Origin of the sequence: Lachnospira intestinalis, assembly GCF_040095895.1 — a bacterium.
GTDB lineage: Bacteria > Bacillota > Clostridia > Lachnospirales > Lachnospiraceae > Lachnospira > Lachnospira intestinalis.
Genome location: NZ_JBBMFS010000001.1, coordinates 419,844 through 443,351, shown reverse-complemented (window position 1 = coordinate 443,351; position 23,508 = coordinate 419,844). Strand labels below are relative to the sequence as shown.

The window sequence follows — 23,508 nt, the reverse complement described above, 5'->3', positions numbered from 1 at the left end:
AGTGTGAAGCATAAGAATCTGCTTTTTGCTCAGTTTTTTCATTTAGCCAGTACCTCATATGCTTCCTTATTCTGCTCCATAAGCTGCTTTGAAATACTTAACACATCTTCATCAGATGCAGTAAAATCCTTATCTGCTTTACTAAAGTCTATAATAAGATATCTTGGTACATTATTCTTCAAAATCACTGCTGAACCGCATTCGTCCACTAATCTTGCTACTTTAGAAAAATTCTGGTTAGCGTCTGAAATAGACACCATTGTTTTTGTATCTATAGTCATATGATCACCTCCGTGATTTATTTACTATAGTATATACAAATTTTAGGATAAATACAACCTATTATTCACATTATATCTTTCCATCATAAACAGGAAAACCTCTGCATTTGTCTTCATAAGTTTTGTGCCCTGCAGCTACTTTTGATACTACCAAAAGTTCCTCTCTTTGCACGCCACCGGTGCGAATTCCTTCACCAACACCTCTCTCATTACCATACGCCTGTGCTGTATCAATCAGACGGTATCCGGCTTTTCTGCTGCCTTGTCATCATCAATAAACCATGTTCCAAGTCCTAACTTTGGAATCTGCTTTCCATTACTTAAAGTATATGTTTCCTGTAACATTTCTTTTCCTCCTGATTTTAACCTAATTTTCCGTATTCTTCATCAGATACCGGCTCACACCACTCATTACTGCAATTTTCACCCGGCACTTCTACGGCAATATGTGAAAACCAGCTGTCCTTCTTTGCTCCATGCCAGTGCTTGACTTCTGCTGGAATTGTAATAACCGTTCCCGGAACTAAGCTGACAGCTTCTTTTTCTTCTTCCTGATACCAGCCTTCACCTGCTGTACAGACAAGCAGCTGTCCACCGCCCTTTGTTGCATGATGAATATGCCAGTTATTTCTGCAGCCCGGCTCAAATGTCACGTTTGCAAGAAAAACGCCTGTTTCCGGCTTTGTCAGCGGATTCAAAAAAGATTCACCGCTAAAATACTGTGCATATGCCGTATTGGCATTTCCCATACCAAATACATTCTGTTTTTCAAATTCTTCTTTGTTTGTTGTCTTCATATGAACCTCCATTCCAATACCGGAGAAATTGCGGACGGAACTGATTTTTATTCTGCAATAAAGGATATTTGTGATGCCTGCGGCGCAAACACCCGTGCCAAACGCAGCTAAACTACTTTTTTAAGTTCCGGCAGTTCCTCACGAACCTTTACAACCTTATCATACAAGTTAAACTTAACTTTAAGTCAAGTATTTTTGAAAAAAAAGATATTCCCAAAGAATTTCATCTTTAAGAATATCCGTCTTTCATCTGCTCTTTATTTGTGATACGGCGCACCCGTCATAATCCGGTATGCACGGTAAACCTGTTCCAAAAGAATTACGCGCATCAGCTGGTGCGGAAATGTCATCTTAGAAAAACTCAGTTTCATGTCCGCACGATCCAGAACGCGTTTATCCAGTCCCAGAGAGCCGCCAATGACAAATGCCACATGACTGCTGCCTGAAATGCCCAGATTCTCGAGCTTCTTGGAAAATTCCACGGAGTCAAGCATTTTCCCTTCAATCGCAAGTGCAATGACATACATATCTTCCTTTATTGCCGAAAGAATCCTCTCGCCCTCTTTTGCCTTTACAAGTTCAACTTCATGCGCGCTGGCATTTTCCTTTGTCTTTTCGTCTGCCAGTTCCACAATATCCAGCTTGCAGTATTTTGACAGCCGCTTTTGATATTCTGCAAGGGCATCTGTATAAAATTTTTCTTTAATCTTGCCAACACAGATTACTGTAATATGCATTTTCCGCTGTATCCTTTCTGTCCTGTCTTATGCTTTTACCGCTTACGCTTCAACGACAAAATATCTGCCATCTGAAATGGCAAATACCTCCAGTTCGTCTGCCAGTTCTTCATCGGATACACCTGATACGTCCATGCCTTCTTCGTCTAAATATGCCCGCACCTCTGAAATATTTTCAAATACCTGTGCAAAGCAGTCTTCCAAAAATTCTTTTGCTTCTTCAATCGTTTCTGCTACCGGTTCATCAAATAGCTTTCCCTGGTCCTTTAAAAATACTTCTGCACATTCTTCTAAATACTGCTCCATAATTTTTTCACCTGTTTCCTTTTAAAATATTTGTCGTGATGATTTTAAATTCTTCTATAAATGAAATACATCTTTTAAAGTATATTCAACATTTGCCGTAATAAACTGACCATGCTTTTTTATGTCATCGACTGCCTTTTCCATGACATAAGCATGTCCCACACTGTCTAACATCGGTATATCATTATAATTATCGCCAAACGCCATACATTCTTCCGGTAAAATATTCATAGACTGCTGAATCTGTTTCATGGCATTGCCTTTGCTGACCTTTAAATCCATAAAATCCAGATACAGCGAACCGGATACAACTGCCGCTGCTTCATTTCCCCAGCGCTTGAAAAAATGCTCCTTTGAATGTTCAATGCCCGACAAATCACAGACTGCAACCTTTAAAATGTCTTCCTGAATCTCCGAAAAATCCGACACCAGTGTCGTATGGTAATTGACCACCTTTGTCATTCTGTCGTGATATTCTTTGGTCTTTGGCTTAATATATGCCGTCTTTTCGCCGGATACCAGCACTTCACAGTATTCCTGTGCCAGCACATCTTCAATGATTTCCAGTGCCAGTTCCCGCTTCATCGGTGTCTTTGCAATCGTCTTTCCTTTATAGGAAACCAGTGCACCGTTCTCACTGATATATACCAGTTCTTCCGCCACCGGTGCAAACAGCCGTTTTAAACTTGTCATCTGTCTTCCGCTTGCCGGAGCAAATAAAATTCCTCTGTCCAAAAGCTTTCCAATCGTTTCAAACATGGAATCCTCTACACTCTGCGCACCATTTAACAAAAGTGTGCCGTCAAGGTCACTTGCCACCAGTTTTATCATGTTAATCCTCATTTCTAAATATTAAGCACTTCTGCATTTTTTAATTCCTGATAAACTCTCGCCACCGGAAGTCCCACAACTGCATTGTAATCGCCGCTGATTCCTTTGACAAATGCGGCAAATCTGCCCTGAATACCGTATGCCCCCGCTTTATCCATCGGTTCACCGGTCGCAATGTAGCTTTTAATTTCTTCCGCGGACATCTCATATAACGATACCGTTACCGCCTCAGCAAAACAAATCTGCTTCTTCGGTGTCAGTATTGTAACTCCAGTATATACAAAATGCTCTTTTCCTGCAAGACTTTCAATCATCAAGTACGCATCTTCCTCGGATTTTGGCTTGCCAAGCACTTTTCCGTTGTGATACACAATCGTATCTGCACCGAGAATCACCACATCCCGGTACGATTCTCCCTTTTCCTTACAGATTTGTGCCACGGCTTCTGCTTTTATCTTTGATAATTCTTTTACAATCTCATCCGGCTGTGTGGCCGTTGTCACTTCCTTCACATCACTTGTGATAACCTCAAACGGCATTCCAATCTGTGTCAAGAGTTCCCGTCTTCTTGGCGAACCCGATGCCAGTATTATTTTCTGCATAATTCTCTCCATTTATTTTTACCGCATAAAAACCGCCACACAAAGCCCGCCTTTTTAAGACAATCGGCCCGGTGTGGCGGCCCTGCATTTTATGATTTATTCTTCAATCAGGCTTCTGTTCATTGCTGATTCAAGTGCATCAATGGAAGCACGGATAATATCGTGGTCGATGCCGATACCGAAGCTGCCCTTTGCGCCGTGTTCAATGCCGACATAAGCAATGGCGCTGGAATCTGAGCCGTCTTTTAAAGCATGTTCTTCATAGCACATAATTTCACAAGGCTTGTTGAAATGCTTTGCAAGAGCATTGCTGACTGCATCTAAACGACCGTTGCCGCTGGCTTCGATTTCAACCTTTTTACCGTCCTGCTCAATCGTTACAACGGTCTGGATACCGTCCACCTGTTTGAAATGAACTTCCGTAATCTTAAATACCGGTGTAAATTTCTTATAACGCTTTTCAAAGATTTCAAGCACTTCGTCCGGCGCAATTTCCTTATGCTGTACATCGGAAATATCTTTGACTGCATATCCCAAATCTTCACGCATTTTTTTCGGAATAATCATGCCGTAGTTATGCTCTAAGACATATGCGACGCCACCCTTGCCGGACTGACTGTTAATACGGATAACATCGGAATCATAAGTACGTCCAACATCTTCCGGATTAATTGGCAGATACGGTACTGTCCAATGTGCAGGGTCTTTTTCCACACGATAATGCATACCCTTTGAAATCGCATCCTGATGAGAACCGGAAAATGCTGCAAATACAAGCTTTCCGCAGTACGGATGTCTTTCATGAATCTTCATCTTTGTCAGTCTTTCAAAGGTTTCAGCAAGCTTTGGCATATTGGATAAATCTAATTCAGGATTGACACCCTGTGCATACATATTCATTGCCAGTGTGATAATATCGACATTACCGGTACGCTCGCCGTTGCCGAATAATGTTCCTTCGATTCTGTCTGCGCCAGCAAGCAGCCCGAGTTCCGCATCGGCAACACCTGTTCCTCTGTCGTTGTGTGGGTGAAGTGAAAGCACTACATTGTCACGGAAATGTAAGTTTTTGCTCATATATTCAACCTGACTTGCAAATACATGCGGCATAGACATTTCTACGGTCGCCGGGAGATTGATAATCGCCTTGTTATCAGCGGTCGGTTCCCAGACGTCTAATACGGCATTACATACTTCCAACGCATATTCCGGTTCTGTTCCCGTAAAGCTTTCCGGGCTGTATTCAAACGCGAAGTTGCCCTCTTCTTTTTCAGCCAATTCCTTTAACAGCTTTGCACCGTCAACGGCAATCTGCTTGATTTCTTCCTTAGACTTTCTAAATACCTGTTCTCTCTGTGCCAGTGAAGTTGAATTGTATACATGTACAACAGCTCTCGGCGCACCCTTTACCGCTTCAAAAGTCTTCTTAATGATATGTTCTCTTGCCTGTGTTAATACTTGAATTGTTACATCGTCCGGAATCATATCCTTTTCGATTAATGTTCTTAAAAATTCATATTCTGTTTCTGAAGCTGCCGGGAAACCGACTTCAATTTCCTTAAATCCGACCGCTACAAGAAGTTTGAAAAATTCAAGCTTCTGTTCCAGGCTCATCGGCTCAACAAGAGCCTGATTGCCGTCTCTTAAATCCACGGAACACCAGACCGGTGCTTTATCAACATACTCCTTCTTTGTCCAGTCCATGCAGGAAACCGGCGGCATAAAATAACCTCTCTGATACTGTCTGTAATCGAACATTCTTCATTCCTCCAATAATATTATTATGATGCCCGAAGCAAAAATCTAAAAGCTATTGCCCCTGCATCTGATTATAATAAGTAAAACAAAAAGTCTTCCGTCCCAGCATATCAAACCTATGCTAAGAGACGAAAGACCATAATCTCACGCGATACCACTCTTATTTCACGAAAATCCTCGTGCACTCACTGAATACGGGCAAAAACCTTATATTCTGTCCACTATAACGGCTGGCTCCCGGCTACGCCTACTCAAAACAATCTTATATGTCATGCTTTTTTCAGATAGCAGCTCCAAGGCGAGTTCAATGCTTCCCTTCCGTTATCTCACACCAACCGATAACTCTCTGACTCCGGTAGACATCTAATATTCCTCTTCATTGCATTTACTTATTATGGTAATCATCATACATGATTGACTTTAAGATGTCAAGTCTTGTTTTAACATTTCTTTAAAATGCTTTGTTTCCTCTTTGGAAACCGGCTCTTTCGCATACCGTGCCTTTTCATATAACTGCGTAATCTGCGCACCGTATCCATCGTCCTTTGTAATATATTCTGCCGTAAGCTCCTGTGGGGTCTGTGTACCGTCCGGCCGGTGTTCTTTTGCCTTTTTTAGCACCTGCCGCTTATACGCTTTTCGCAGGCTTTCCGTTTCCGGTGCCGTCTTTACGGTATCTGTTTCTGTTTTCTGCTTTCTGACACGCACGGTTTCTTTTTCAAGCGTTGTAATTTCTTCAATATAACCCTGTGGTTTTCTCTTTTTATTAAAGTTCTTTACATAGCGGTAAATCAGATAACAGATACCGGCAGCTGCCGCAATGATTAAAATAACCGCAAGTGCTTCCAAAACAGCCGATGCCGCCGCAGAAGGTTCATAAATTTCCTCTACATCACTCAAATCCGCATCAGTTTCAGCCTGCGTTGTCTGTTCTTCCGCAACGGTCGAATCTCCACCTCCACTGCCCCATATTGCAAGAATAACTTTTAACAGTCCTTTCAGCGCCGCCATGCCACCGGCACCTATCACTTGAAATATATTGCCGTACTCGCCGTTATAGAACAACAGCATTGCAATCAGCATTAAAAATACTGTTGTGAGAATAATCCGGGTGTTGACCTGCTTTAACTGCTGTACCGGAAAATGGGTCTTATCTTTGTTAGTAAGAAATACTGTGTTTAATTTCTTTAAATCCCGGTAGACAACCTCCAGCAGAACAAACAACACAAACAGCACAACTTCGCTGTTCATGACAAGATTACTCTCCACAAGGTGTCCAATCATGTATCCTAATATCATAAATGCACAAAACGGCAGCGGAATCTGTTCGCTTGCCACCAGATTTTTTTTGATTTCAAGCTGTTCCGCCAAATCCAGTCCGTCGGCATCATCGGATAACGGCGTATTGCTCAAATCATTCTTTTGCAGTGTAATTGTTTTTAAACGAATCGAATACCCCGCAATCAGTGCCGCAATTAAAAAGTATGAAAACCGCTCCGCATCGGTTGTTCCCATAAAAAATGCCGCCGCAATAATCGCAATATGAAGCACGATAAACGGCTTAAACAGTTTGATTTTTCTGCGGCTGTAATATGCCGCCGCCACAAACACAAAGATAATCAGGGATTTCCACAACTGTGAAACCGGCTTTTGCAATGCACCGAAATAAACTGCCATAAATGCACTGTAAAATGTAATCATCTGAATAACAACTTCCAAGATTTCCATGGAACGTGATAGCTTTTTATCCGTCATTTCTGTCCACCTCCCATGCCGTAAAATCCATACTGTCGGTCATTCCCGCCGGGAATACTTCTTCTCTTTCATCAATAAAGTACGGCACAATCCACATTCCGCCGTTTCCCGCGCCGCCTGACACATTACCCGATATGCCGCCGGTAAGCTGTCTGTAGCCTTCTTTTAAATTTTCACGGCGATTCTGCGAAATCATAATATACGTCATATTCGTACTGCCCGGTACCGCCCGGTAATCCTCACCGTACACACCGTTTTGCATTTCCTTTATAATGTCCTTAAACTCCCGCACGGAAAGGCTTAAATCAAGTCCCGCAAGCACCGTATTCACATTGTTTAAATGTGCCAGCCCGCTTGCGCCGTAAACAACTGCTTCTTCCCCGGTTTCACCGTTTCTTGCATTGCTCAATAACGATACCTGTATACCCTGTTCGATAAACATCTGCGCCAGTCCTGATGCAATGGAAATGCTCTCCTCCGATAATTTTTCCTTTGGAATCATGCCCTCCGGCTCAACATTTAACAAAATGCAAACCTGCTGGCAGGTGCTTTCATTGTACTGGTTGACCATTAACTGCCCGCTTTTGGCGGTTGCCGTCCAGTTGACCTGATTCATGGAATCGTAGCTTTGATACTCCCTGATTCCACGAAACATAAAATGGTCTTCATACAGATATTTATTGCGCTCCACCGTGCCCATCATCTGAAAAAACGGCACTGCCAGCCTATCCGTGTCTGCTGTTTTCGGATAAACGGTAATGACAGCATCCTGCGCTGACTCCGCAGCAAGCACATCTCCCATAAATGCACCGGTAGACACCATTTGCACATTACGGATACGGTATATGCCTCTTTTCGTACAGCGAAGCGGAATCCGCCGTACCGCCTGCTGATAATTCATTAATGAAAAGACGTCATTGCGGTATGCCTTATCCGATACCGCATTGCTTCCATCCTTTCCTAAAAAAAACAGGCTTTTATCCGTCTGAAATTTCACATAAATATACGGCAGTGGCAGATATTTTCTGTTTGCCACGGTTTCAATCAATTCAATTTCATCGCCTTTTACGGCATGGTCTGATGAAAAACGGATTTCCACGGACAGCCCCTTATTCCAATAACGCGCATACAGCTGCCCGACTGCCCAGTACACCAGACCTGCCCCAATCAGCATTATCAATACTACCATTATTTACCCCAGTCTTCGGTTGGTACTTCTACCGATTCCATAATTGTCTGCATAAGTGCATTTCTGTTGTCCTGATAAGTCAGTCCGTGTCTTAATACCAGTCTGTGTGCAAAGACCGGCTCTGCGAGTATGCGGATATCTTCCGGCACAATATATTCCCGTCCTTCAATATACGCAAATGCGCGTGCGGCATTAACCATGGTAAGCGTTCCTCTCGGACTGACACCGATTGCCACACTGCTGTGTTTTCTTGTTGCCGCTGCAATATCTACAATGTAGCCCATAAGGGACGGATGTACATACACCTCTTTTGCTTCCTGCTGCATTTTAAGGACTTCTTCCTTACTGCATACACTCTCCACTGATGTAAGCGGACTTGCCTTTAAGAAACGGTTTAAAATCTCGATTTCTCCGTCCTTTTCCGGGTATCCCATACAGATTTTCATCAGAAATCGGTCAAGCTGTGCTTCGGGAAGCTGATATGTACCCGCTGTTTCAATCGGATTCTGCGTTGCGATTACTAAAAACGGTTCTTCTAACCGGTACGTATCGGAATCCACCGTCACCTGATGTTCCTCCATACATTCAAGCAGTGCCGACTGTGTACGCGGCGTTGCACGGTTAATCTCATCTGCCAGCAAAATGTTGGAAAATACAGGTCCTCTGCGGAAGACAAATTCACCGGCCTTCTGATTGTAATAATTAATTCCCGTTACATCCGATGGCAGTAAATCCGGTGTGAACTGAATCCGGCTAAACTGTGCATCGACAGACTTTGCAACGGTCTTTGCAAGCATTGTCTTTCCGGTTCCCGGAACATCTTCAAGCAGGACATGTCCCCCTGCAATCAGGCTTGTCAGAACCAGTTTTGTCACGTCTTCCTTTCCTACAATCACCTTGGAAACATTATCCATAATTTCTATTGCTTTTTTCTGGTAATTCATACCCATTTTTATACCCTCCGATTTTTTAATTCAACTGTTATGAGTATAACAAAAAAACTGTCATTGCCGCAACACAATGCCAGTTTTTTCATACTTTTTCATTCTTTTCTTATAATTTATTCGTCTGCAGGCATTTCTGCATTGACATCAATTCCTCTTGGTGCAACCGGTGTCGAGAAGACTATCTGTGTACTGGTTCTGCCGAACTTCTGAAGCTGTCCGATAAACGTATCCAGCTCCATCGTGCTTGGGAACACCACCTTTAACAGCATGGAATACGTCCCTGTAACACAGTTACACTCCACCACATTCGGACAAGATTTAATAAACGGATAAAACTCCGGCTTCTGCACCGGCGCAACCTCCAGATTAATAAATGCCGTAATATGGTAGCCAAGCTTTAACTGGTTAATCTTTACTTCATATCCTTCAATAATTTCTTCCTTCTCCAGACGCTCAATTCTTGCAGAAACCGCCGGTGATGATAAAAACACCTTTTCGGCAAGTGCCTTTAACGGCATTCTCGCATTCTGCTGTAATAATGTAATGAGTTTTTTATCAATCTTATCCATCTTGCTCTCCATTCCGTCGTTTTTACGACATTTATTTCTCAAGTCTTTGTATATAAAATACATAAAAAGGACAATTCTAAAGTATGGTTTAAATAATATACCGCCTTTAAAATTGTCCCCATTGACATCGTTATTTATTTATTGCTACTATACAACAATTTGTCCGTTTGCGCAATAATTTTTTTAATATATAAAAAATTCCATCTTTTTGCTTAATATTCTTTATTGCAGTTGCTTTTTTTTGCTTCTTCTGCTAAAGTTTTAATGAACTGTACACTTTAATAAAAAGCCGTATCTGCGGCAGAATGGAGATTTTTATGTCAGAACAGACAAACAATAGTGAATATAATACCGTAACCCTTTCTTTAGATGACGGAACTGAATGTGAATGTGCGATTATCCGCATTTTCCCTGCCGGTGAAAATGATTATATTGCCCTGCTTCCGTTAGAAGGCGAAGCCGCCGAACAGGACGAAGTTTATCTGTACCGTTATGTTGAAAATGACGGCCGGGAACCTTCGCTTTTAAACATCGAATCCGATGAAGAATACGAACTGGTTTCCGAAGCTTTTGATGAAGAATTAGATGCGATGGAATATGAAGATTTATATGCACAGGAAGACGAAGAAAACGAAGAAGCCTAAAACGCTTCATCCCTGAAAATCATCCCGGCGGCAGTTGATATTTACTTCCGTCGGGATTTTTTATTTATCCTCAATCAGTTCCCATACGACACTGCTTCTGTCTATTTCCTGTAAGAAGCGGGATATTTTCTGTGCTTTTCCTGCGCGCTCCCTTGGAAAATATAAATGCAGTTCTTCCTTTGCCCTTGTCATTGCTACGTAAAACATTCTGCGTTCTTCTTCAAGTTCCTTTTCCAGTACCGCCTTATGGTACGGCACATTCCCCTCATTTAATCCGACAAGAAAAACTTTTTTATACTCCAGCCCCTTTGAGGCGTGCATAGTGCTGACGGTGACACTGTCCATGCTGTTTCTGCCTCTGTCGCCACCTGCATTATCCGGCTTTTTATTCTGCAACTGCTCTGTATATGCTTTAATGTATTCAAACCACTCCGGAAAAGTCCGACACGTTTTTGTGCTTTGTGAAATCTCGTCCAGTATTTCATAAAGTGATGCTTTATCCTGCTTTTTTTCATCTGCATACTGGCGGATGTAGTCCTCGTATCCAATGGCCTTTCGTATATAATTGACTGCGGCAAACGGTGAAAATTTTGACAAGATTAAAATATCATCTTCCAACTGTTCTACCCGGTCTTTCAGCGCACTTTTTTCTGCATAAAAAGCTTTTGCCCTTTCAAAATCAACTACTGTATCCGCAAATGCTTCTCTGGATAAATACCTCACCGGACGGTTGATAATACGAAAAAAATATTTTCTTTCACGGCTTCCCATTGCCAGATGAATATATGCCAGAATATCCTGTGCAATCCAGTGTTCAAACGGATTTAAGAAATGCTCTTTAATTGTAAATGGAATTTTATATTGCAGAAATGTCTGTAGAAAATCCTGTGCCCCGGTATTTGTCCGCACCAGTACGGCAATATCGGAAAATTTCCCCTGCTTTGAATGTTTTAAGATTTGTTCTGCCAGAAACTGATTCTGTTTTTCTGTACTTTCAAACTCTTTGACGACAACACACGCGGTCTGCATTCCGTACCCGGTCTGCGCCGCCACAATATCTTTTTCATAACGGTTTTTATTATGTGCAATCACAGATTTTGCCGCCGCCACAATCGGAGCCCTGCACCGGTAATTCACACACAGATTAATCTGAACCGCTTCAGGATAAATCTTTTTAAATTCCTGCATATAATCCGGACAGGCTCCGCGGAATCCGTAAATACTCTGGTCATCGTCACCAACGATAAAAAGATTGCGATATCTGTCTGCCAGTAACTGCAACGTCTGAAACTGCTGTGCATCAATATCCTGAAATTCATCCACTAAAATATATTGATACTGTTCCTGCCACTGCCACAAAATATCTTTCCGCTGTGAAAACAGGTCATAACAATACACTGTCATATCTTCAAAATCAATCAGCCGCTTTGCCGTAAGATATTGTTGATATTTGTGATAGATTTCACAAAGAATCTCCTGCGGGCAGATTCCCGCAGCTGCCACCGGCTGTGTATCCGGGCTTTTCCCACTCCTCTTTACATTGCTAATCCACGCCGTAGCGTGCCGAATCAGTTCCATGGTATCTGTAATTTCCAGTTCATACTCATTTAAAATATTTTTAAAAAACCGTGTCTGCTCCTGCTGTGTAATAATGTTATCTGCACGGTATCCGTATGCTTTTCTTAAAATCATAAAAAAGAAGCTATGGAACGTCTGAAAGCAGACACCCGAATACCGGTTATCCGACAATTTCAAAAATCGTTCCTTCATCTCTGTTGCCGCCGCCCTCGTAAAAGTAATCACTAAAATATGCTCCGGCGCAACACCGCATTTTTCAATCAGATTTAAAATGCGGTATGTTAATACAGTGGTTTTTCCACTTCCCGGCCCTGCCAGCGTAATACACGGTCCGTTAAAATGCCGGATTGCCTCTAACTGTGCTTTGTGAAATTCCAATCTCCTGCCTCATCCTTTCTTTTGCTTTCTTTTAATAGCTCTGGATTTTATCCCCCGAATCATCTGTTTTCTGAATCGACTTTATCACAACATAATAGCTGATATGGTCATTCACCTCTACGAGTACACGGTCACCGACCTTATGTCCGAGCAGTGCCTTTCCCAGCGGACATTCAATGCTGATATAGCCTTCCAGCGAATCGCCGCGCACCGTCGTAACCAGCTTAATTGTTTCTGTCGAGCCATCGTCTTCATAATAGATTTCAACCGTATTATTGACCCCTGCCTCATCTTCTGCCGATTCATCGGAAATGACAACCGCAGATTTAATCATTCTCTGCAAATATCGGATACGGCTTTCATTCTGGTTTTTAAATTTTTTAGCGGCATGGTATTCAAAATTTTCACTTAAATCCCCATGCGCTCTCGCCTCTTTTACATCCTCCAAAGCCTGTTTCCTGACAACCTGTACACGGTACTCAATTTCATCTTCCATTTTTTTTATATCATTTTTCGTCAATTCGTTGTGCATACTACTCTCCATTCCGCAGGCGATTTTTGTGTCTGCTCATAAATCTCCCAGCCCTCAAGAAATGCTTTCTTATCTTTCTCTAAAAATTCGGCTGCTACATTCTGTTCCAGTGCCTTTATTCCGTCCTCCCTTGAAAATCCAAGGCATCCTGCTGCCGCACCGACCATACGGACGTTTAATGTCTTATCCCGAAGTGGAATTTCTTCCATATAATATACGTAGTATTTCTGTTCAAGCTGTGTGCGGATACTCTGCGGATATATACCGCCGTCTGATGCTGTCGGTTTAATCCGGCAGTTACACATCAGCAAAATTCCATTTTCTTTTAAATATGATGCGTACCGCAGGGCTTCCAGTTCTTCCAAGGCAATCAGTACATCAACCTCTCCGGCTTGTGCAAGCGGCGCATATACATGTTCCCCGAAGCGCACCTGTGTCACGACACTGCCGCCCCGCTGGGACATTCCATGAATTTCCGATATTTTCACATGCAGCCCTGTCTGATATGCCATTGTGCCAAGTATCTTTCCTGCAAAGATCGTACCCTGGCCGCCTACTCCTGCAATTATAACATTTTTTATCATTCTCTGTGCCTCTTTCTTAATACACACGGTGCCTGTGCAATAATAACCGTAACACTTTTCCGCGGAACTGCTTCCAACAGCAGTTCCTTCATTTTCTTTGTATCAAATGCATTGACCTCGTAAACATCCAAAATACCCAGTGAACGACATAATTTTGCAATAGAAATGGGCATAACCTCGCCCTGTTGAAGCGTTGCACCCGAAGAGGCATGGTCCTGATGTCCGGTCATTGCTGTTGTACCGTTATCCAGTATAATCACTGTGCCTGTGCCTTTATTGTACACCATATTTATCAGACCGTTTATTCCTGTGTGCATAAAAGTTGAATCCCCAATTACTGCAACCCAGTCTTTGATATACGCACTGCCCTTTGCCTTTTCCATGCCGTGCAGGGTTGAAATTCCCGCACCCATACACACCACGTCATCTATCACTTCAAACGGCGGAAGTGCTCCAAGCGTATAACAGCCGATATCCCCCGCCACATGATAATTCATCTGCTTTAACAGTGAAAAAACTGCCCTGTGCGGACAACCCGGACAAAAAGACGGTGGTCTGCGCATCAAATCTCCTGTTATAGCTTCTTTTAACGGTTCATTTAAAATGCCATGGCGAATCAGATTCACACTGTATTCTCCGTGTCGTGTAAAAAGTTCCTTTCCCTGACAGGCAATTCCCCACGACTGCACCTTTTCCTGTATCACCGGTTCTAATTCTTCAACAATATAAAGCTGCTTTACCTTTTTTGCAAATGCAGTAATCAGGTCTTTTGGCAGTGGATTGACAATACCCAGCTTTAAAACCGAAGCCTGTGGCATGGCTTCCTTGACGTACTGATAGGCTATACCGCCTGTAATAATACCGATATCCATGTCCTGATATTCTATGGTATTGATGTCAAAATCAGAACACTCCCGCTCCAACTGTTCCATGCGTTCTTCAACAAATATATGCCGTTTGCGGGCAAAACCCGGAAGCATAACATTCTTTGCCGCATTTTTCACATAGGGCTTTTCTGTATTCGCAATGCGTGGTTCTTCCGTAACCGGTTCTCTGGAGTGGGAAAGTCTTGTGGTTGTATGTAAAATTACCGGCGTATCGTACTGTTCACTGTATTCAAATGCTTTTTTCATAAATGCCTTAGCCTCACAGCAATCTGCAGGCTCCAATACCGGTATCTGTGCCGCTTTTGCAATACAACGCGTATCTTGTTCATTCTGCGAACTGTAAATTCCCGGATCATCTGCCGCTACCAGCACCAGTCCACCGTTTACCCCCATATACGCTGCCGTATAAAGCGGGTCACTGGCAACATTGACTCCGACCTGCTTCATGGAGGCCATAGCACGCACACCCGAAAGCGACGCGCCGATTGCCGTTTCCAGTGCGGTCTTTTCATTGGACGACCACTCGCAGTATACCTCACGATACTGCGCAAGACTTTCATTAATCTCTGTACTCGGTGTTCCCGGATATGCCGCCGAAACCTTTACCCCCGCTTCATAAGCTCCTCTTGCAATCGCTTCGTTTCCAAGCATTAACCTGACTTCCGACACCGCTTTAATCCCCCTTCCGTATATCTGATTGAATATGTTTTTGAATGTCCTGTCCGATAAATTCTTTACGTTCTTCTTCGTCGAGCCGTGTGTATTCTTCATAAGGCTTGCTGAGTTTTATCATCGGTTCTGAACAGATTTTGCAGGAAATATCCGTTTCCCGCTGTAGATAAAATATTTTATTGCAACTTTTACAATAATAAACCTTCAACATTCGTATATTTCCTCTCTCTGTCGGGCATTCGCCCTATCAGACGAATGCGTCTAAAAGAGCTTTGTGCAAGCACAGCTCTTTTTTCCGCTTCCCTTCGGCTCTCTTTCGCCGTGCATGTGCAGGAACGCTTCGCGCCCCTGCACTGTCGGGCGTTCGCCCTATCAGACGAATGCGTCTAAAAGAGCTTTGTGCAAGCACAGCTCTTTTTTCCGCTTCCCTTCGGCTCTCTTTCGCCGTGCATGTGCAGGAACGCTTCGCGCCCCTGCACTGTCGGGCGTTCGCCCTATCAGACGAAATCGTCTAAAAGAGCTTTGTACAAGCACAGCTCTTTTTTCCGCTTCCGTCTGGCACGGCTCATTGCTTACGCACATTATAGCACAATACGTATGTGGGGCAAATTATTTTCAGAAAATATTTTATTAAATTTTTCAATATTTTACGGGCTGCTTTTGCCGATAACGCAAAATGAGCCTTGTTGAAATACTCTGTAATGTATTTCAACAAGACTCATTTTCTTCTTTCATTTTATCTGTTTTTTACAACTTTTGATAAGCCTGTGCCTACAACTATAAATACAATAAGGTTGACAACGGATTTTAACAGCAGTCCCGGTGCTGATGCCAGTCCTAATGCCCAGCTTCCGTACAGGATTCCGCCGAAAAATACATATCCTGCTGTCATAAACAGCAATGTCACAACTGCTCCCACAAGAACGCGTACCGATATAACCGGCTTTCTTGAAACCTTATTCTGAAAAATATAGCAGGCAATGAGCGGCATTATTGTCTTTATCAGAAGTGTCGGTACTGCCCACACCGGATATCCTGTCAGAATATCTGCCATTGCCGAGCCGATACCGCCTGCAAGTGCTCCAACCACCGGTCCGAATAAATAAGCGGTTATTAAAATCACACTGTCGCCAAGATGTGCATATCCCAGTGGAATCGGTATCTGAATCAGCATGGTTGCGATACAGGTCAGTGCCATACACACCGCCGTCATACAAAAATCCGTCATACTCAGATGGATACTTTCTCTTTTTACTGCATTTGTACTACTACTCATATTATTGTCCATTCCTTCCCGTAATTCATTTACATAATAGAATAACGGACATTGGTCTTTTCGTAAATACTCATTTCAGCTTTATCTTTTATAGCCAGATAGTCGCGGCTTTATGGTCAGTTTTATATCAGCGACTGTTCTTTTGCAATCACGATGCCGACGAAAATGCGTTTTAACCGATGTGTAATTTTGCGCTCTTTCGCCACTTCACCTATTGAACGATTTTCCATCCTGGTTCATACTGTCTGTGCCACACGGCTTTTTCTCTTTAACAATATAAATGCAGTCACACAAATTGCCACGGATACCAGTGACCCCGCCGGTGCCGCAAGTCCCATTGGATACAGCGTATCGGTAAAATATTTCGATGCCAGATACGAACCCGGAACACGCACAAATGTAATCGAAATTATATTGTGCAGAAATCCAATATAGGACTTTCCACATGCCGCAAAATAGCCGCTGAAGCTGAAATGGATTCCCGCAAAGATGCAATCCCAGATATAGGAACGGATATAGGCACTTCCCATGGTAACTACGGTCGTATCCGATGTAAAAATACCAACTACATTTTCCGCGATAAACTGTATAAGCACGGCAACAATCACGCCATATATTGTCGTAATAACCGTTGCATAACGCAGGGTATCCGTTGCACGCTTTTCTTTTCCCGCACCGAGATTCTGTGCGGAAAGCGCAGATACTGTCGCAAGCATTGATGACGGAACAATAAATAAAGCACTGATTACTTTTTCAACAACGCCGACTGCCGCCGCATCGGATACACCTCTGGAATTGGCAATCACCGTAATAATCATAAATGCAACCTGTATAAAACCGTCCTGCAGTGCCACCGGAATTCCAATTTTTAATACCTGCCCGATAACTGCTCTTTCAATTTTAAAGTCACTTTTCTTTAAAGAAATGCCTGTTTTTCTTCTGCGGATTACCCATAATGCCACCAGTACACTAAACGTCTGCGCGCAGACCGTTCCAAGTGCTGCGCCTGCCGCACCCATATGAAATGCACCCATAAACAGGTAATCCAATGCAATATTCATCACACAGGCAATTCCAATAAAATACATCGGGCTTTTGGAATCGCCCAATCCCCTGAAAATCGAACTGATAATATTATAAGCGGTAATAAACGGAATCCCGATAAAACAGATTAAAAGATATATGCTTGTTCCCGCCACTGCTTCCTGCGGTGTTGCTATCAGAACCACTATCGGCTTTACCAGTGCAACCAGTATGACGGTAAATGCAACGGCAATTCCCATAAAAAGCGTAATGGTATTGCCGATGATTTTTTCTGCCTGCTCCATGCATTTTGCGCCCACGCTGTGCCCGATTGTAACCGTTGTGCCCATTGCCAGCCCCACAATAATGACCGTCATCATGTGCATGATCTGACTGCCGTTTGATACGGCTGTAATCGTATCCACTCCGTAAAACTGCCCTGTTATAAACAAATCCGCCATACCGTATAATGTCTGTAAAAAATAAGACAATAAGTACGGCAGTGAAAAATATACAATGCGTTTGAAAACACTGCCCGTTGTTAAATCCTGTTCCATATCCTATGTTTCCTCATTTCCATATCATTTTTGCACTTTTTGTATTTTACATTTATTGCTTACACAGTATAAACTCTATAACGATTGTAGAGTCAAGGCAATTTTTTTTATTTTGCATTATTGGTTTGGAACAAATATATTATGTAATTACTGGTTTTACGCCTCACAAACCAGCTTTTTTACTGCCTGCATTGCCTCATTGACCGGCGGAAGTGCCAGCACAATTAATGTAATTGCTGCTTCCAGCCCGATATAAGCACCGTTGTATGCCAGCGAATATAAGATGGCACTGTTAAAAAAATCCGGTGTATACACGGCAAAGAATATCCATCCGGATAAAAATGAGAAAAAGTACCGTCCTAAAATACCGGCAATATATCCCTTTATCAGACCCTTTTTCTTATTGGAAAATAATCCGGCAAGTCCTAATGCGCCAAATGCAAAAATATAGTCCATTAACATCTGCCAGATACTGATAATGTACGGATTAATCAGTAACTGCAAAATGCCGTATGCCACTGCCGTTGTAATACCGGTTCTGACACCGAACCAATAGCCTGTCAGCACGATAAACAGCATACTAAACAATGTCACCGAACCACCCATTGGCATATCAATAATTTTAAACATGGACGTAACAACTGCAAGTGCCATTGCCATGGCGCAGAATGCAATCTGCTTTGCATCCATTTTTTTATTTTCGTCCCGAAACATACAGCCTGCCGCAAATACGACCAGCATCACTGCCGCCAGTGCCACATATCCCGCCACGGTCAGGTTATACGTCACATCCGAATCTTCAACGATTTTTGTTACAAAAAAATTCATTTCTTTCTCCTATTCTGTTCAGAGTATTTTTGTACTGCAACTGATATTCTATGCTTGTGCAATAAGTACATTTTTTCCTTCAAACGCAAATCCATAATGTTTTATTCTTTCCTTTGAAATGCCCCTTGCAATAAGCTCTGCATCATACCAACATCAAAAAAAGCTGAATATTTCTGATGCAACTTTATTCATATAATAATTTACCGCTTCAATATCTCCTTGCCAGCAAAAGGCTCCAGATTGCACTCTCATCAATGTCGAGCTGTCCAAATACCATCAGTTCATCATTTTATGCTGATGTAATTATCCTATTTAATTTCCTATAAAGTAAAAACCAGGATAAATCAAACCGAATTACATCGAATCTGATTTACCCTGTAAACTCCACGTTAAGCGGTTTTATTAGATTTTAATTCCTGACGAATTGTTTTTAATTAGAACTTACCGTTGTCAGCAGCTTCCTGAATAGCAACTGCAACTGCAACTGTAGCACCAACCATTGGGTTGTTACCCATACCGATAAGACCCATCATTTCTACGTGAGCAGGAACTGATGAAGAACCGGCGAACTGTGCATCTGAGTGCATACGTCCCATAGTATCTGTCATACCGTAAGAAGCAGGACCGGCTGCCATATTATCCGGGTGAAGTGTACGTCCTGTACCACCGCCTGAAGCAACTGAGAAATACTTCTTGCCGGCTTCTAATCTTTCCTTCTTATATGTACCTGCAACCGGATGCTGGAATCTTGTAGGGTTTGTTGAGTTACCTGTGATAGAGATATCAACATTTTCCTTCCACATGATTGCAACACCTTCTGTTACATCGTTTGCACCGTAGCAGTTTACCTTAGAACGGAGTCCGTCAGAGTAAGCTGTTCTGGAAATTTCCTTAACTTCGCCTGTCTTGTAATCCATTTCTGTTTCAACAAATGTAAATCCGTTGATTCTTGAGATAATCTTTGCAGCGTCCTTACCAAGACCGTTTAAGATAACTCTTAAAGGCTTTTTACGAACCTTGTTTGCCTTTTCTGCGATACCGATAGCACCTTCGGCAGCGGCAAATGATTCATGACCTGCTAAGAATGCGAAACATTCTGTATCTTCTTCAAGAAGCATCTTACCTAAGTTACCATGTCCTAAACCAACCTTACGCTGGTCAGCTACAGAACCCGGAATACAGAATGCCTGAAGACCTTCACCTAAAGCAGCAGCTGCTTCAGAAGCCTTTCTTGCACCCTTCTTGATTGCGATTGCTGCACCTACTGTGTATGCCCAGCATGCATTTTCAAAACAAATCGGCTGAATGCCCTTTACCATATTGTATACATCTAAGCCTGCATCCTTAGTAATCTTTTCTGCTTCTTCAATAGAAGAAATGCCATAGCTGTTCAATACGGAGTTAATCTTATCTATTCTTCTTTCATATGATTCAAATAAAGCCATTGTCGTATCTCCTCCTTACTTTACTTCTTCGTCTGTTCTTGGGTCAATAATCTTTACAGCGTCAGCAACTCTGCCGTACTGTCCACTTGCTTTTTCATAAGCTGTGTTCGGATCATCACCCTTCTTGATGAAATCTGTCATCTTTCCAAGACTTACGAACTTGTAACCAATAATCTGGTTATCCTTGTCAAGAGCGATACCTGTTACATAACCTTCTGCCATCTCAAGATAACGAGGTCCCTTCTTTAATGTACCGTACATTGTACCAACCTGAGAACGAAGTCCCTTACCTAAATCTTCAAGACCTGCACCAACTGCAAGACCGTCTTCAGAGAATGCACTCTGAGTTCTTCCGTATACGATCTGTAAGAAAAGTTCTCTCATTGCTGTGTTAATTGCATCACATACAAGGTCAGTATTTAAAGCTTCCATTACTGTGAGGCCCGGAAGAATTTCAGCTGCCATCGCTGCTGAATGTGTCATACCTGAACATCCGATTGTTTCAACGAGTGCTTCCTGAATGATACCTTCCTTTACATTCAGAGTGAGCTTACATGCACCCTGCTGTGGTGCACACCAGCCTACACCGTGTGTAAAGCCTGAAATATCCTTAACTTCCTTGTTCTGTACCCATTTTCCTTCTGTAGGAACCGGGGCTGCGCCATGATGAACGCCCTGTGCTACTGGACACATATTTTCTACTTCTTGTGTATAAATCATTTTCATACTCCTTTCGTAACTTAAAGCAAATATACAGTACTTACTTTATTCGTACTTTGCTTATTTTCTCACAATCTCTGTAATTAGTCAATGTGCTTTATTGATTTTTTTCGACGATTTCCGTCTTATTCTTATAAATGCTTCCCGCCGGTACAAAGCCACGCACACTCGAAAGCGGGTAAATGTTGCTGTTTCTGCCAACAATCGTACCCGGATTTAATACGCTTCCACAGCCGACTTCTACACCATCTCCTAAAAATGCACCGATTTTTTTGATTCCGGTATCGATTGGCATATCCGGCGCCTTTATTGTAATCAGCTTTTTATCGGACTTGACATTGGATGTAATCGAACCGGCGCCCATGTGTGCCTTATATCCCAAAATGGAATCGCCCACATAGTTATAATGCGGCACCTGTACTTTATTAAATAAAATCACATTTTTTAATTCCGTCGAATTGCCGACAACAGCGCCCTCTCCGACAATTGCCTTGCCGCGGATAAATGCGCAGTGACGTACCTCCGCCTCTTTGCCGATAATACACGGACCGTTAATATACGCTGTCGGATAAACAGTTGCGCTCTTTGCAACCCAGACATCTTCTGCCCGCTGTTCGTATTCATCCTCCGGCAGGGTCTTTCCCAGTTCTTTGATAAAATCACCGATTTTTGCAAGCACTTCCCACGGATAAGTACAATCCTTAAAAATGTCTGCGGCGATTGTTTCGTTTAAGTCATAAAGTGCAGAAATTGTAATCTGTTCGTTCATGAAATTTTCCGCCTTTCCTTTTTATTCTACCGTAACCGATTTTGCAAGGTTTCTCGGCTTATCTACATCATTGCCCTTTAAAACAGAGGTATAATAAGCAATCAGCTGTAACGGAGCTGCCGCTGCCATCGGCATAAGCTGTTCGTCGGTCTGCGGAAGACGGATAATGTAGTCTGCCACACCTTCTCCCACTTCAATACTGTTGTCGCAAATCAAGATAACCATCGCACCACGGGCTTTGACTTCACGGATATTACTTACCGTTTTTTCAATCAGCTTTTTCTGCGTTGCCACGGCAATCACCGGCATTCCCTCCGTAATCAGTGAAATTGTCCCGTGCTTTAATTCACCTGCTGCATAGGACTCAGAATGAATATAAGAAATCTCTTTTAATTTTAAAGAGCCTTCCATACTCAGTGCATAGTCCAGTCCCCGTCCGATATATAACAGACTTTCTGCATTGACAAGCTTTGAAGCCACAAAGGAACAGGTATCCTTTAATTCCAGCGTTTCTCTGATAATATCCGGCATCTGACCAAGCTGTGCCGTCAGTTCCATGCACCTTTCCTTGTCAATTGTACCGTTTGCATATGCCAGTTCAAATGCCAGCAGATACATCACCGAAATCTGTACCATATAGGCTTTGGTTGAAGCCACGGAAATTTCAGGACCGGCATGGGTATAGATGACCATATCGGCTTCTCTTGCAATTGAAGAACCGACCACATTGACAACTGCCAGTGTTGCCGCACCGACTTCTTTTGCAAGACGCAGTACTGCCATGGTATCTGCCGTTTCACCGGACTGTGAAATCACAATCATCAGATCGTCCTTTGTGATAATCGGATCACGGTAGCGGAATTCCGATGCAATATCAACTATCACCGGTTTTCTTGCAAGCTTTTCAATCACGTACTTGCCCACCATACCTGCATGCATCGCCGTACCACAGGCAACAATGAAAATCTGACGGTAATCCTTTAACTTCTGCATATCAACGCCGTCCTGTGACAAGTCCGGCATACCGTTTATAATACGGGGGCTGACCGTATCTCTGACTGCCGCCGGCTGTTCATGGATTTCCTTGAGCATAAAATGTTCATATCCGCCCTTTTCAGCCGCATCGACATCCCAGTCTGCTGTATTAATTTCTTTATGCACCGGTTCTTTGTGCATATCATAAATCTGGACACTGTCTTTTTTTACCACGGCAATTTCATTTGCCTCTAAAAGATAATAGTCCCTGGTGTACTTAATAATCGCAGGTACATCAGACGCGAGAAAATTCTCATTTTCACCGACACCGACAATTAACGGACACTCTTTGCGGACAGCAAATACAGTATCCGGATAATCACGGAACATAATGCCGAGTGCATAAGAGCCTTTAATTTCGGAAAGCACCTTAATAATGGTGTCAACCGGGTCATCAACATAATAGTAATCTAACAGCTTTGCTACGGTTTCCGTATCCGTTTCACTCACAAAGCTGTAGCCTTCTTCAATCAGGAAGTCCTTAATCTGCTTGTAATTTTCAATAATACCGTTATGTACAATTGAAACACGCTTATTGCCGTGCGGATGGGAATTAATATCAGACGGTTCTCCGTGGGTTGCCCAGCGGGTATGTCCGATACCGCAATGTCCCTGCGGTTTCCCGTCTACTGCCATTTTATCAACTAAATTAGCAAGACGTCCCTTGCATTTTTCAACCTTAATAACTCCTTTTTCAACGACAGCAATTCCTGCCGAATCATATCCTCTGTATTCCAGTTTTGACAGCGCATCCACTAATACATCCGCGCAGTCCCTGTCACCTACATAGCCAACAATTCCACACATT

The 23,508-nt window shown here is 42.7% G+C and carries 24 protein-coding genes and 1 other annotated feature; of the genes, 1 reads left to right on the top strand and 23 read right to left on the bottom strand.

Annotated elements, in window-relative coordinates; genetic code table 11:
- Positions 1–38: 38 nt before the first annotated feature.
- From WMO37_RS02140 to WMO37_RS02085, 12 genes are all read right to left on the bottom strand, one after another.
- Positions 39–281, bottom strand: coding sequence for a type II toxin-antitoxin system Phd/YefM family antitoxin (locus WMO37_RS02140; protein WP_227089668.1), 243 nt, complete (start codon positions 279–281; stop codon positions 39–41).
- A 70-nt stretch (positions 282–351) separates the two neighbouring features.
- A complete protein-coding gene (locus WMO37_RS02135; RefSeq protein WP_334301371.1) occupies positions 352–516 on the bottom strand; it encodes a hypothetical protein in 165 nt (54 codons plus the stop codon).
- A 127-nt stretch (positions 517–643) separates the two neighbouring features.
- Positions 644–1,078 carry a cupin domain-containing protein gene (locus tag WMO37_RS02130; RefSeq protein ID WP_022433330.1) on the bottom strand — a complete coding sequence of 145 codons (435 nt, stop codon included), beginning with the start codon at positions 1,076–1,078 and terminating at the stop codon, positions 644–646.
- Between the two features lie 257 nt (positions 1,079–1,335).
- The gene (gene rlmH / locus WMO37_RS02125) at positions 1,336–1,815 is read right to left on the bottom strand and encodes a 23S rRNA (pseudouridine(1915)-N(3))-methyltransferase RlmH (RefSeq protein WP_349154212.1); all 480 of its coding nucleotides are present in this window, start codon (positions 1,813–1,815) and stop codon (positions 1,336–1,338) included.
- A gap of 42 nt (positions 1,816–1,857) precedes the next feature.
- Positions 1,858–2,121 carry a hypothetical protein gene (locus WMO37_RS02120; protein ID WP_022433328.1) on the bottom strand — a complete coding sequence of 88 codons (264 nt, stop codon included), beginning with the start codon at positions 2,119–2,121 and terminating at the stop codon, positions 1,858–1,860.
- Between the two features lie 54 nt (positions 2,122–2,175).
- Positions 2,176–2,952: a Cof-type HAD-IIB family hydrolase gene (locus WMO37_RS02115; RefSeq protein ID WP_022433327.1), complete on the bottom strand. Its 777-nt coding sequence runs from the start codon at positions 2,950–2,952 to the stop codon at positions 2,176–2,178.
- 14 nt (positions 2,953–2,966) lie between these two features.
- Positions 2,967–3,554: a Maf family protein gene (locus WMO37_RS02110; RefSeq protein ID WP_349154211.1), complete on the bottom strand. Its 588-nt coding sequence runs from the start codon at positions 3,552–3,554 to the stop codon at positions 2,967–2,969.
- A 96-nt stretch (positions 3,555–3,650) separates the two neighbouring features.
- Entirely contained in the window at positions 3,651–5,312 is a 1,662-nt protein-coding gene (locus WMO37_RS02105) for a 2-isopropylmalate synthase (RefSeq protein ID WP_227089663.1), read from the bottom strand.
- Between the two features lie 121 nt (positions 5,313–5,433).
- Positions 5,434–5,701, bottom strand: a binding site (T-box leader).
- 31 nt (positions 5,702–5,732) lie between these two features.
- Positions 5,733–7,067 (bottom strand): hypothetical protein, encoded by a 1,335-nt coding sequence (locus tag WMO37_RS02100; protein ID WP_349154210.1) that lies wholly within the window; start codon positions 7,065–7,067, stop codon positions 5,733–5,735.
- On the bottom strand, positions 7,057–8,256 hold the full coding sequence (locus WMO37_RS02095; protein WP_349154209.1) for a DUF58 domain-containing protein: 1,200 nt from the start codon (positions 8,254–8,256) through the stop codon (positions 7,057–7,059). The genes WMO37_RS02100 and WMO37_RS02095 overlap by 11 nt, the downstream gene beginning before the upstream one ends.
- The gene (locus WMO37_RS02090) at positions 8,256–9,206 is read right to left on the bottom strand and encodes an AAA family ATPase (RefSeq protein WP_022433323.1); all 951 of its coding nucleotides are present in this window, start codon (positions 9,204–9,206) and stop codon (positions 8,256–8,258) included. Before WMO37_RS02090 ends, WMO37_RS02095 begins: the two co-directional genes overlap by 1 nt.
- 110 nt (positions 9,207–9,316) lie before the next feature.
- On the bottom strand, positions 9,317–9,772 hold the full coding sequence (locus tag WMO37_RS02085; protein ID WP_022433322.1) for an Lrp/AsnC family transcriptional regulator: 456 nt from the start codon (positions 9,770–9,772) through the stop codon (positions 9,317–9,319).
- A gap of 317 nt (positions 9,773–10,089) precedes the next feature.
- Between WMO37_RS02085 and WMO37_RS02080 the strand changes: the two genes are divergently transcribed.
- On the top strand, positions 10,090–10,416 hold the full coding sequence (locus tag WMO37_RS02080) for a DUF1292 domain-containing protein (RefSeq protein ID WP_022433321.1): 327 nt from the start codon (positions 10,090–10,092) through the stop codon (positions 10,414–10,416).
- Positions 10,417–10,476: 60 nt separating this feature from the next.
- Here WMO37_RS02080 and WMO37_RS02075 read toward each other — a convergent pair whose 3' ends face one another.
- The 11 genes from WMO37_RS02075 to glmS all read right to left on the bottom strand — a co-directional run bounded on the left by WMO37_RS02075 (position 10,477) and on the right by glmS (position 23,507).
- Positions 10,477–12,372 (bottom strand): ATP-dependent helicase, encoded by a 1,896-nt coding sequence (locus tag WMO37_RS02075; RefSeq protein WP_349154208.1) that lies wholly within the window; start codon positions 12,370–12,372, stop codon positions 10,477–10,479.
- A gap of 31 nt (positions 12,373–12,403) precedes the next feature.
- Complete coding sequence (locus tag WMO37_RS02070; RefSeq protein ID WP_022433319.1) at positions 12,404–12,904, bottom strand: GreA/GreB family elongation factor; 501 nt, start codon at positions 12,902–12,904, stop codon at positions 12,404–12,406.
- The gene (locus WMO37_RS02065) at positions 12,889–13,488 is read right to left on the bottom strand and encodes an indolepyruvate oxidoreductase subunit beta (protein WP_349154207.1); all 600 of its coding nucleotides are present in this window, start codon (positions 13,486–13,488) and stop codon (positions 12,889–12,891) included. The genes WMO37_RS02070 and WMO37_RS02065 overlap by 16 nt, the downstream gene beginning before the upstream one ends.
- Positions 13,485–15,044 (bottom strand): thiamine pyrophosphate-dependent enzyme, encoded by a 1,560-nt coding sequence (locus WMO37_RS02060; protein ID WP_227089657.1) that lies wholly within the window; start codon positions 15,042–15,044, stop codon positions 13,485–13,487. The genes WMO37_RS02065 and WMO37_RS02060 overlap by 4 nt, the downstream gene beginning before the upstream one ends.
- 739 nt (positions 15,045–15,783) lie before the next feature.
- On the bottom strand, positions 15,784–16,323 hold the full coding sequence (locus WMO37_RS02055; protein ID WP_022433315.1) for an ECF transporter S component: 540 nt from the start codon (positions 16,321–16,323) through the stop codon (positions 15,784–15,786).
- Between the two features lie 236 nt (positions 16,324–16,559).
- Entirely contained in the window at positions 16,560–17,903 is a 1,344-nt protein-coding gene (locus WMO37_RS02050) for an MATE family efflux transporter (RefSeq protein WP_349154206.1), read from the bottom strand.
- A 156-nt stretch (positions 17,904–18,059) separates the two neighbouring features.
- The gene (locus WMO37_RS02045; RefSeq protein WP_349154205.1) at positions 18,060–18,731 is read right to left on the bottom strand and encodes an energy-coupled thiamine transporter ThiT; all 672 of its coding nucleotides are present in this window, start codon (positions 18,729–18,731) and stop codon (positions 18,060–18,062) included.
- 434 nt (positions 18,732–19,165) lie between these two features.
- Entirely contained in the window at positions 19,166–20,176 is a 1,011-nt protein-coding gene (locus WMO37_RS02040) for a GGGtGRT protein (protein ID WP_227089656.1), read from the bottom strand.
- A 15-nt stretch (positions 20,177–20,191) separates the two neighbouring features.
- Entirely contained in the window at positions 20,192–20,896 is a 705-nt protein-coding gene (locus tag WMO37_RS02035; protein ID WP_022433311.1) for an iron-sulfur cluster assembly scaffold protein, read from the bottom strand.
- Positions 20,897–20,993: 97 nt separating this feature from the next.
- Entirely contained in the window at positions 20,994–21,665 is a 672-nt protein-coding gene (locus WMO37_RS02030) for an acyltransferase (protein WP_349154204.1), read from the bottom strand.
- Positions 21,666–21,686: 21 nt separating this feature from the next.
- Positions 21,687–23,507, bottom strand: a complete 1,821-nt coding sequence (glmS, locus tag WMO37_RS02025) for a glutamine--fructose-6-phosphate transaminase (isomerizing) (protein WP_022433309.1) — start codon at positions 23,505–23,507, stop codon at positions 21,687–21,689.
- Between the last annotated feature and the right edge of the window lies 1 nt (position 23,508).

Bases quoted from the DNA above. Each gene is read 5' to 3' on its own strand.
- WMO37_RS02090 (WP_022433323.1), bottom strand. From the start codon at position 9,206: ATGGGTATGAATTACCAGAAAAAAGCAATAGAAATTATGGATAATGTT.
- glmS (WP_022433309.1), bottom strand. From the start codon at position 23,507: ATGTGTGGAATTGTTGGCTATGTAGGTGACAGGGACTGCGCGGATGTA.
- WMO37_RS02095 (WP_349154209.1), bottom strand. From the start codon at position 8,256: ATGGTAGTATTGATAATGCTGATTGGGGCAGGTCTGGTGTACTGGGCA.
- WMO37_RS02110 (WP_349154211.1), bottom strand. From the start codon at position 3,554: ATGCAGAAAATAATACTGGCATCGGGTTCGCCAAGAAGACGGGAACTC.
- WMO37_RS02140 (WP_227089668.1), bottom strand. From the start codon at position 281: ATGACTATAGATACAAAAACAATGGTGTCTATTTCAGACGCTAACCAG.
- WMO37_RS02045 (WP_349154205.1), bottom strand. From the start codon at position 18,731: ATGAATTTTTTTGTAACAAAAATCGTTGAAGATTCGGATGTGACGTAT.
- WMO37_RS02085 (WP_022433322.1), bottom strand. From the start codon at position 9,772: ATGGATAAGATTGATAAAAAACTCATTACATTATTACAGCAGAATGCG.
- WMO37_RS02070 (WP_022433319.1), bottom strand. From the start codon at position 12,904: ATGCACAACGAATTGACGAAAAATGATATAAAAAAAATGGAAGATGAA.
- WMO37_RS02055 (WP_022433315.1), bottom strand. From the start codon at position 16,323: ATGAGTAGTAGTACAAATGCAGTAAAAAGAGAAAGTATCCATCTGAGT.
- WMO37_RS02100 (WP_349154210.1), bottom strand. From the start codon at position 7,067: ATGACGGATAAAAAGCTATCACGTTCCATGGAAATCTTGGAAGTTGTT.
- WMO37_RS02035 (WP_022433311.1), bottom strand. From the start codon at position 20,896: ATGATTTATACACAAGAAGTAGAAAATATGTGTCCAGTAGCACAGGGC.
- WMO37_RS02115 (WP_022433327.1), bottom strand. From the start codon at position 2,952: ATGATAAAACTGGTGGCAAGTGACCTTGACGGCACACTTTTGTTAAAT.
- WMO37_RS02065 (WP_349154207.1), bottom strand. From the start codon at position 13,488: ATGATAAAAAATGTTATAATTGCAGGAGTAGGCGGCCAGGGTACGATC.
- WMO37_RS02105 (WP_227089663.1), bottom strand. From the start codon at position 5,312: ATGTTCGATTACAGACAGTATCAGAGAGGTTATTTTATGCCGCCGGTT.
- WMO37_RS02130 (WP_022433330.1), bottom strand. From the start codon at position 1,078: ATGAAGACAACAAACAAAGAAGAATTTGAAAAACAGAATGTATTTGGT.
- rlmH (WP_349154212.1), bottom strand. From the start codon at position 1,815: ATGCATATTACAGTAATCTGTGTTGGCAAGATTAAAGAAAAATTTTAT.
- WMO37_RS02080 (WP_022433321.1), top strand. From the start codon at position 10,090: ATGTCAGAACAGACAAACAATAGTGAATATAATACCGTAACCCTTTCT.
- WMO37_RS02120 (WP_022433328.1), bottom strand. From the start codon at position 2,121: ATGGAGCAGTATTTAGAAGAATGTGCAGAAGTATTTTTAAAGGACCAG.
- WMO37_RS02030 (WP_349154204.1), bottom strand. From the start codon at position 21,665: ATGAACGAACAGATTACAATTTCTGCACTTTATGACTTAAACGAAACA.
- WMO37_RS02040 (WP_227089656.1), bottom strand. From the start codon at position 20,176: ATGGCTTTATTTGAATCATATGAAAGAAGAATAGATAAGATTAACTCC.
- WMO37_RS02050 (WP_349154206.1), bottom strand. From the start codon at position 17,903: ATGGAACAGGATTTAACAACGGGCAGTGTTTTCAAACGCATTGTATAT.